Raw genomic sequence first — 669 nt, 5'->3', positions numbered from 1 at the left:
CCGGAAGATACCCTTATTTTCGTGACCATGGCGTTGGCCGCAGACTGGAGTCCGGAGCAGATAAGCTCGGTCTGCAGGCGCATTGGTTGCCCTGTCAGTCATGAGTGGATCTACCGCTATGTGGCGCAGGATAAGGCCAACGGTGGCAAGCTGTTCCGTCACTTGCGGCAAGGCCACAAACGTTACCGTAAGGGACAGAATGCCAAGCGCTGCGTGATCCCCAACCCGGTATCGATCGATGAGCGCCCAGCGATAGTCGACTCTCGTAGCCGATTGGGTGACTGGGAGGTGGATACCGTTTCGGGCAAACAAGGTAGTGGTGCCATCGTGACACTGGCCGAGCGTAAGAGCCGACTCTACCTAGTGCAGTATGTGCCTGCCAAGACGGCAGCTGCAGTGGCCGATGCCATCATCTGCATGCTAGAGCCCTACAAGGCACATGTTCATACAATCACCGCGGACAATGGCAGTGAATTTGTGGAACATGAGCGAGTAGCCAAGGTGCTAAATGCCCAGTTTTACTTCGCGCATCCATACAGCGCGTGGGAGCGAGGTCTGAACGAGAACAGCAATGGCTTGTTGCGGCAGTATGTGCCCAAGGGCAGCGACCTGAGCCAGCTCAGCCCGGATGAGTTGTCGGCCTTCGAGCGGCGACTCAACCTTAGACCG

General features: G+C 57.1%; 1 protein-coding gene. It reads left to right on the top strand.

Annotated features, from left to right (window positions below):
- On the top strand, positions 1 to 669 hold a 669-nt coding region (locus PG883_RS23690), incomplete at both ends, for an IS30 family transposase (protein ID WP_270808509.1).

The sequence above is a fragment of the Aeromonas sp. QDB25 genome (genome assembly GCF_027707725.1).
Taxonomy (GTDB): Bacteria; Pseudomonadota; Gammaproteobacteria; order Enterobacterales; family Aeromonadaceae; genus Aeromonas; species Aeromonas caviae.
This window is presented reverse-complemented; position numbering and strand designations above follow the sequence as displayed.